Genomic DNA, 8207 nt, shown 5'->3' on the forward strand with positions numbered 1-8207 from the left:
GCCGCGTAAGGCGCCGCCCTGCGCCCGCCCGTGCCGCCCCCTGGGCGGCCCAGCCGCCCGCAGGACGGCAGGCGCGGCCAGGCATGGCCGCCCGCAGGACGGCGAGGCGGCGTGCCCGCGAGGGGTGAGGCGGCGTGCCCGCGGGGGTGGGGTGCGGGTTCGCGGGATGGTGAGACGGCGGCCCGCCGCGGTGGCGCCCGCCGCTGTTGACTGGGGCTATTCACGCCGACAGGATGTGAATAGCCGTCGAGCAACATCGCGCCCCCAGGAGGCCGCCGGTATGTCAGGACGTCCCCGCCCCGTCCGATCCCCCCGCGGAACCGAACTCACCGCCGCCGGCTGGCAGCAGGAGGCCGCCCTGCGGATGCTGCAGAACAACCTCGACCCCGAGGTCGCCGAACACCCGGACCGCCTGGTGGTCTACGGCGGCACCGGCAAGGCCGCCCGCGACTGGCGCTCCTTCGACGCCATGGTCCGCACCCTCCGCACGCTCAAGCAGGACGAGACGATGCTCGTCCAGTCCGGCCGCCCGGTCGGCGTGATGCAGACCCACGAGTGGGCCCCCCGCGTCCTGATCGCCAACTCCCACCTCGTCGGCGACTGGGCCAACTGGGAGGAGTTCCGCCGCCTGGAGGCCCTCGGCCTGACCATGTACGGGCAGATGACCGCCGGCTCGTGGATCTACATCGGCACCCAGGGCATCCTGCAGGGCACCTACGAGACCTTCGCCGCCGTCGCCGCCAAGAGGTTCGGCGGCACCCTGGCCGGCACCATCACCCTCACCGCCGGCCTCGGCGGCATGGGCGGCGCCCAGCCCCTCGCGGTCACCATGAACGAGGGCGTCGCGATCTGCGTCGACTGCGACCCCCGCGCCATCGAGCGCCGCATCGAGCACCGCTACCTGGACGTCCGCGCCGACTCCCTCGACCACGCGCTCCGGCTCGCCGTGGAGGCCCGCGACGCCCGCCGCCCGCTGTCCGTCGGCGTGCTCGGCAACGCCGCCGAGGTGCTGCCGAAGCTGCTCGCCATGGGCGCGCCGATCGACGTCGTCACCGACCAGACCTCCGCCCACGACCCGCTGAGCTACCTCCCCGCCGGGGTCGGGTTCGACGAGATGGCCGCCTGCGCGGCGAAGGACCCGGCCGGGTTCACCATCCGCGCCCGCGAGTCGATGGCCCGCCACGTGGAGGCGATGGTCGGCTTCCAGGACGCCGGCGCGGAGGTCTTCGACTACGGCAACTCCATCCGCGGCGAGGCGCAGCTCGCGGGGTACGACCGCGCGTTCGCCTTCCCCGGCTTCGTGCCCGCCTACATCCGCCCGCTGTTCTGCGAGGGCAAGGGCCCGTTCCGCTGGGCGGCGCTGTCCGGCGACCCGGCGGACATCGCGGCCACCGACCGCGCCGTGCTGGACCTGTTCCCCGAGAACGAGTCGCTGGCCCGCTGGATCAAGCTGGCCGGCGAGCGGGTGAGGTTCCAGGGACTGCCCGCCCGCATCTGCTGGCTCGGCTACGGCGAGCGCGACAAGGCGGGCGAGCGGTTCAACGACATGGTGGCGAGCGGCGAGCTGAAGGCCCCCGTGGTCATCGGCCGCGACCACCTGGACTGCGGCTCGGTCGCCTCCCCCTACCGGGAGACCGAGGCGATGCTCGACGGCTCCGACGCCATCGCCGACTGGCCGCTGCTCAACGCCATGGTCAACGTCGCCTCCGGCGCCTCCTGGGTCTCGCTGCACCACGGCGGCGGCGTCGGCATGGGCCGCTCGATCCACGCCGGGCAGGTCACCGTCGCCGACGGCACCCCGCTCGCCGGGGAGAAGATCCGCCGGGTCCTCACCAACGACCCCGGCATGGGCGTCATCCGCCACGTCGACGCCGGCTACGACATCGCCGAGACCGTGGCCGGGGAACGCGGCGTGCGCGTCCCCATGCGCGAGGGCGGGGACGCGTGAGCGCGCCGGAGGCCACCGGCGCCGCGCCCAAGGGCGCGTCGTTCCAGGAGATGTGGCGGGACCTGGCCGCCGTCGGCCGGGACCGCTCCTCCGGCGGATACCACCGGTTCGCCTGGACGGCGGCCGACGGCGACTGCCGGTCCTGGTTCCGCGAGCAGGCCGAGGCCCGCGGCCTGGCCGTGGAGACCGACCGCAACGGCAACCAGTGGGCGTGGCTGGGCGACCCGGCCGCCGGGGACGCCGTCGTGACCGGCTCCCACCTGGACTCCGTCCCGGACGGCGGCGCCTTCGACGGCCCGCTGGGCGTGGTCTCCGCGTTCGCCGCCCTGGACGAACTCCGGGCGAGGGGCGTCCGGTTCGGCCGGCCGCTCGCGGTGGTCAACTTCGGTGACGAGGAGGGCGCCCGGTTCGGCCTCGCCTGCGTGGGCTCCCGCCTCTCCGCGGGCCTGCTCACCCGCGAGCAGGCCCACCGGCTCACCGACGCCGACGGCGTCACCCTGCCCCGCGCCATGGAGGCCGCCGGACACGACCCGGACGCCATCGGCGCCGACCCCGAACGCCTCGCCGGGATCGGCGCGTTCGTGGAACTCCACATCGAGCAGGGCCGTGCCCTGGACCTGACCGGCGACCCGGTGGGCGTGGCCAGCGCCGTGTGGCCGCACGGCCGCTGGCGGTTCGACTTCCACGGCGAGGCCAACCACGCCGGCACCACCCGCCTCGCCGACCGCCGCGACCCGATGCTGCCCTACGCCGAGACCGTGCTCGCCGCCCGCCGGGAGGCGCTGCGCGCGGGCGCCGTCGCCACCTTCGGCAAGGTCGCCGTCGACCCGGGCGGGGTCAACGCCGTGCCCTCCCTGGTGCGCGGCTGGCTGGACTCCCGCGCCGCCGCCCGGGACGCCCTGGACGACGTGGTCGGCGCGGTCGAACGCGCCGCCCGCGCCGCCGCCGACGCGCACGGCGTCCGGCTCGAGGTGGCCCGCGAGTCGTTCACCCCCGAGACCCGCTTCGACCACGCCCTGCGCGACCGGCTCGCCACCCTCCTCGGCGGCGACCGCGGACCGGCGCCCGTCCTGGGAACGGGCGCCGGACACGACGCCGGGATCCTCGCCGCGAGCGTCCCCACCGCCATGCTGTTCGTGCGCAACCCCACCGGCGTCTCCCACTCCCCGGCCGAGCACGCCGCCGAGGACGACTGCGCCGCCGGCGTGCTCGCCCTCGCCGACGCCCTGGAAGGACTGGCCCGCGCGTGACACCCTCCCCCGCCCGCCGGCCGGCGGGCCACGGCGCCCGCGCCTACTGGCTGGAACACGCCCTCCTCACCGCCGACGGCCCGGTCCGCTCCGGCGTCCTGGCGGAGACCGGCCCGGACGGCCGCGTCACCGCCCTCACCGAGGACACGCCCGCGCCCCCGCCCGGCGCCGAACCCCTGCGCGGCCTCACCCTCCCGGGCCTGGCCAACGCCCACTCGCACGCCTTCCACCGCGCTCTGCGCGGCGTCGTCCAGGCCGGCCGGGGCACCTTCTGGACCTGGCGGGAGGTCATGTACCAGGTCGCCGGACGACTCGACCCGGACTCCTACCTCGCCCTCGCCCGCGCCGTCTACGCCGAGATGGCGCTGGCCGGCATCACGGCCGTCGGCGAGTTCCACTACCTGCACCACGCCCCCGGCGGCGTCCGCTACGACGACCCCAACGCCATGGGCGAGGCGCTGATCGAGGCCGCCGCCCAGGCCGGCATCCGGATCACGCTGCTGGACACCGCCTACCTGTCCTCCGGCTTCGGCGAACCGCCCACCGCCCCCCAGCTCCGCTTCTCCGACGGCGACGCCGGGACCTGGGCCGCCCGCGCCGCCCTGCTGAAGGACCGCGAGCACGCCCGGATCGGCGCGGCGGTCCACTCGGTGCGGGCCGTCCCCGCCGACCAGCTCGAGCAGGTCGCCCGCTGGGCGGAGGAACGCGGCGCGCCCCTGCACGTCCACCTCTCCGAACAGCCCGCCGAGAACGAGGCCTGCCTGGCCGCCCACGGCCGCACCCCGGCCCGGCTGCTCGCCGACCACGGCGTGCTCGGCCCGCGCACCACCGGCGTGCACAACACCCACCTCACCGACGAGGACATCGCCCTGATCGGCGGCTCGGGCACCGGCACCTGCATGTGCCCGACCACCGAACGCGACCTCGCCGACGGCACCGGCCCCGCCCCCGCCCTCCAGCGGGCGGGCTCGCCCCTCAGCCTGGGCTCCGACAGCCACGCGGTGATCGACCTGTTCGAGGAGGCCCGCGCCCTCGAACTCGACGAACGGCTGCGCACCCGCGTCCGCGGCCACTGGAGCGCCGGGGCCCTGCTGCGCGCCGCCACGGCCGACGGCCACGCCGCCCTCGGCCGTCCCGAGGCGGGCAGGCTCGAGCCGGGCGCGCCCGCCGACTGGACGACCGTCGCCCTCGACACCGTCAGGACCGCCGGCCCCCCGCCCGCACGGGGCGCGGAGACCGCCGTGTTCGCCGCGACGGCCGCGGACGTGCGCCACACCGTGTGCGCGGGCCGCCACGTCGTCCGCGACGGGGTGCACACCCTGGTACCCGAACCCGCCCGAGAACTGGCGTCGGCCGTCGCCGACCTGCACACAGGACGAGCATGAGCACCCGGCCCACCACCACCGTCATCGACGGCATCGCCCACCTGGTCACCAACGACCCCTCCCTCGGCCCCTCCGACGACGGCCCGCCCCTCGGCGTGATCCGGGACGCGGCCGTCGTGATCGAGGGCGACCGCGTCGTGTGGACCGGTGCGTCCAGGAACGCGCCCGCCGCCGACGACCGGGTCGACGCCCGCGGCGGCGCCCTGCTGCCGGGCTTCGTCGACTCCCACACCCACCTGGTCTTCGCCGGGGACCGCACCGAGGAGTTCAGCGCCCGCATGTCCGGGCGCCCCTACACGGCGGGCGGCATCCGCACCACCGTGGCCGCCACCCGCGCCGCCACCGAGGCCGACCTCGAGGCCAACCTGGTGCGGCACCTGCGGGAGGCGCTGCGGCAGGGCACCACCACCGTGGAGACCAAGTCGGGCTACGGCCTCACCGTCGAGGACGAGGCCCGCTCGCTGCGCGTCGCCGCCCGGCACACCTCCGAGGTCACCTACCTCGGCGCGCACGTCGTCGCCCCCGAGCACGCCGGGGACCCGGCGGCCTACGTGGACCTCGTCACCGGCGAGATGCTGGACGCCTGCGCGCCGCACGCCCGCTGGATCGACGTCTTCTGCGAGCGGGGCGCCTTCGACGGCGACCAGGCCCGCGCGGTCCTCACCGCCGGCCGGGACCGCGGGCTGATCCCGCGCGTGCACGCCAACCAGCTCGGCCACGGCCCCGGCGTACGGCTCGCGGTGGAGCTGGGGGCGGCCAGCGCCGACCACTGCACCCACCTCACCGACGCCGACGTGGACGCCCTGGCGAGCAGCGCGGGGCGGACCGTGGCCACCCTGCTGCCCGGCGCGGAGTTCTCCACCCGCGCGCCCTGGCCGGACGCCCGGCGGCTGCTCGACGCGGGGGTCACCGTCGCCCTGTCGACCGACTGCAACCCGGGGTCGTCGTACACCTCGTCCATGGGCTTCTGCGTCGCCCTGGCGGTGCGGGACATGGGCATGACGCCCGACGAGGCGGTGTGGGCGGCCACCGCGGGCGGGGCGGCCGCGCTGCGCCGCGCGGACGTCGGGCGGATCACGCCCGGCGCCCGCGCGGACCTGCTGCTGCTCGACGCGCCCAGCCACGTGCACCTGGCCTACCGGCCGGGCGTCCCGCTGGTGGCGGGGGTGTGGCGGGGCGGCGTCCGCGAGGTGTGAGGCCCCCGAGGCTCCCCGCACCCGGCGGTGGCGCTACTCGTCGCCGGTGAGGCCCTCGCGCAGCCTGGCCAGGGTCCGGGACAGCAGCCGGGAGACGTGCATCTGGGAGATGCCGAGCTCCTCGCCGATCTCGGACTGGGTCATGTTGGCGGTGAACCGCAGCGAGAGGATCCTCCGCTCGCGGGCCGGGAGCCCGGCGATCAGGGGCTTGAGCGACTCGATGTACTCGACGCCCTCCAGGTCGTCGTCCTCGTAGCCGATCCGGTGCGCGAGGGCGCCCTCCGTGTCGTCCTCCTCGGGCTGGGCGTCCAGCGAGGAGGCGGTGTAGGCGTTCGACGCGACCATGCCCTCCAGGACCTCGTCGCGTGAGAGGTCCAGGTGCGCGGCCAGCTCGCCCACGGTCGGCGCCCGGTCCAGCCGCTGCTGCAGCTCGTCGGTGGCCCTGGCGAGGTCCAGGCGCAGTTCCTGCAGCCGGCGCGGGACGCGCACGGACCAGGAGGTGTCCCGGAAGAAGCGCTTGATCTCGCCGATGATGGTCGGCATGGCGAATGTGGGGAACTCCACACCGCGGCTCAGCTCGAACCGGTCGATCGCCTTGATCAGGCCGATGGTGGCGACCTGGATGATGTCGTCCATCGGCTCGCTGCGGGAGCCGAACCGGGAGGCGGCGAACTTGACCAGGGCGAGGTTCAGCTCGACCAGGGTGTTGCGGACGTAGCTGTGTTCCGAGGTGCCTTCCTCGAGCGATTCCAGCCGCTCGAACAGGGCCTTGGAGAGCGCGCGGGCGTCCGCCGCCCGCACCTGCGCGTAGTGGGGGATCTCGGGGAGCCCGTCCAGCAGGCCCGTGGAATCCGCGGGGAGCGCGGCTCCGGCCGGCCCCTGAGGGGCGCCGGGTCCGCCCTCGAGGGCGGACCCGGTCCGCTGGTGGGGAAGCGTCTCGTCGGGGAGCGTCCCGGTGACCGCCGGGCCCGGGATCTCGGTGCGGTACGGGGACGGGATTGCCGACGTCGCTCTGGGGGTATGCGATGCGTCGAGCCGGGGTGACATGAAGTCCTCCATCGTTCTCGGCGTGCGGCTGCCGAAGCCGGTGCGTGCACTTCTTGGGGTGTGCGGCGCCTCCGAGCCGGTCGGATCGAATGTGTTCTCACCAGCCCTACCCGCTCGAGCAACAAGACCGCAAGCACGCTCTGTACGCTTATGTCCCACTTCTTATGATTGTTCGGCTGCCGAATCTCGCCAGGAGGGCGTAGGGTTCGGAGGCGGAATCAGCAGATCGGACGTCGAGAGAGAGACGGCAATGGACCACGGGACGGTCGGCAGCGCGCAGTCGGGCCGGCTTCTGGTGGAGGTACGGGAAGAGGGAGCCAGCGCCGTCGTGATCCCGGCGGGCGAACTCGACCACCACACCGCCGAACTTCTCCGCGAGCCGCTGGAGCGCAACCTGGCGAAGGGGCGCACCCGGCTCGTGGTGGACTGCTCCCGGCTGGAGTTCTGCGACTCCACGGGACTGAACGTGTTGCTCGGCGCCCGCCTCAAGGCGGAGGAGGCCGGTGGAGGCATCCACCTGGTGGCGATGCGGCCCGCCGTGGCCCGCGTCTTCGAGATCACCGGCGCGGACACGGTCTTCTCCGTGCACGACACGGTGGAGGGCGCGCTCGCCGAGGGCTCGGAGGCCGGCTGATCGGTGACGGAGGTCACGAAGAGCGACGCCTGGAGCGGGCAATCGTGACACTTTGTGCTGAATCGGTGAAAGATGGCGGATAGGGCGAAACGGGGCGATTCGGTGAGTGTTCCCTCGTCCGGGGCGGGCAGGAGAATTGCTGAGGACAGGGGGCGCCTCGGACGGGGCCGGGTCCACGGCCCGGACCGACCGCGACGCTCCGGAGAACCCGAGTCCACTCGTGTATTGGTGAATCGGTGAGGTGAAGCGCTGATGAGCACCACCCGGCCCTATCCGCCGGGCGACCGAGGCCCGCAGCCCGGCGGCGCTTCCTCCTCCCCGCGCGCCATGGCGGTGGACAGGGCGTCCCCCGCCCTCCAGCGGGTGGCGGGGGCATCGAACGGAGGCGCGCCGGTGGCGCCGGAGGTACGGCAACTGAACCTGGCGGGCGAGAGCGGCGTCGTGCCGCTCGCCCGGGACTTCACGCGACAGGCCTTGTACGCGTGGGGGTGGTTGCCGTCGTCCACGGACGACGGACGCGCGGCGGCGGAGGACGTGCTGCTGATCGTGTCCGAGCTGGTCACCAACGCGTGCCTGCACGCGGACGGGCCCGAGTCGTTGACGCTGACGTTCGACCGGAAGGCGATCCGGGTCGCGGTCACCGACCGCGGGGAAGGGCAGCCGACGCCGCGGACGCCGCACCAGGCGGGGCGGCCGGGCGGACACGGCATGTTCATAGTCCAGCGTCTGTCGATGGACTGGGGCGTC

General features: G+C 74.8%; 7 protein-coding genes. 6 read left to right on the top strand and 1 reads right to left on the bottom strand.

The window, feature by feature from the left end; genetic code table 11:
* Positions 1 to 280: 280 nt before the first annotated feature.
* The 4 genes from hutU to hutI are packed head-to-tail and all read left to right on the top strand — an operon-like array spanning position 281 to position 5779.
* The gene (hutU, locus tag A2U95_RS12795) at positions 281 to 1948 is read left to right on the top strand and encodes a urocanate hydratase (RefSeq protein ID WP_166022245.1); all 1668 of its coding nucleotides are present in this window, start codon (positions 281 to 283) and stop codon (positions 1946 to 1948) included.
* Positions 1949 to 1998: 50 nt separating this feature from the next.
* Positions 1999 to 3198, top strand: a complete 1200-nt coding sequence (locus tag A2U95_RS12800) for an allantoate amidohydrolase (protein ID WP_166025138.1) — start codon at positions 1999 to 2001, stop codon at positions 3196 to 3198.
* A complete protein-coding gene (locus tag A2U95_RS12805) occupies positions 3195 to 4583 on the top strand; it encodes a formimidoylglutamate deiminase (RefSeq protein ID WP_166022246.1) in 1389 nt (462 codons plus the stop codon). The genes A2U95_RS12800 and A2U95_RS12805 overlap by 4 nt, the downstream gene beginning before the upstream one ends.
* The gene (gene hutI / locus A2U95_RS12810) at positions 4580 to 5779 is read left to right on the top strand and encodes an imidazolonepropionase (protein WP_166022247.1); all 1200 of its coding nucleotides are present in this window, start codon (positions 4580 to 4582) and stop codon (positions 5777 to 5779) included. Before A2U95_RS12805 ends, hutI begins: the two co-directional genes overlap by 4 nt.
* A gap of 33 nt (positions 5780 to 5812) precedes the next feature.
* On the opposite strand, the gene A2U95_RS12815 is transcribed toward hutI, so the two are convergent.
* Positions 5813 to 6838, bottom strand: a complete 1026-nt coding sequence (locus A2U95_RS12815; protein WP_240957298.1) for an RNA polymerase sigma factor SigF — start codon at positions 6836 to 6838, stop codon at positions 5813 to 5815.
* A 238-nt stretch (positions 6839 to 7076) separates the two neighbouring features.
* Between A2U95_RS12815 and A2U95_RS12820 the strand changes: the two genes are divergently transcribed.
* Positions 7077 to 7460: an STAS domain-containing protein gene (locus A2U95_RS12820; RefSeq protein WP_166022248.1), complete on the top strand. Its 384-nt coding sequence runs from the start codon at positions 7077 to 7079 to the stop codon at positions 7458 to 7460.
* A gap of 252 nt (positions 7461 to 7712) precedes the next feature.
* The coding region (locus A2U95_RS12825) for an ATP-binding protein (protein ID WP_166022249.1) at positions 7713 to 8207 on the top strand (495 nt) is incomplete at its 3' end.

It is taken from the genome of Streptomyces chilikensis, assembly GCF_001642695.1.
Taxonomy (GTDB): domain Bacteria; phylum Actinomycetota; class Actinomycetes; order Streptomycetales; family Streptomycetaceae; genus Streptomyces; species Streptomyces chilikensis.

Coding starts and splice junctions, on each gene's coding strand:
- hutU (WP_166022245.1), top strand. CDS start 281: ATGTCAGGACGTCCCCGCCCCGTCCGATCCCCCCGCGGAACCGAACTC.
- A2U95_RS12800 (WP_166025138.1), top strand. CDS start 1,999: ATGTGGCGGGACCTGGCCGCCGTCGGCCGGGACCGCTCCTCCGGCGGA.
- hutI (WP_166022247.1), top strand. CDS start 4,580: ATGAGCACCCGGCCCACCACCACCGTCATCGACGGCATCGCCCACCTG.
- A2U95_RS12815 (WP_240957298.1), bottom strand. CDS start 6,838: ATGGAGGACTTCATGTCACCCCGGCTCGACGCATCGCATACCCCCAGA.
- A2U95_RS12820 (WP_166022248.1), top strand. CDS start 7,077: ATGGACCACGGGACGGTCGGCAGCGCGCAGTCGGGCCGGCTTCTGGTG.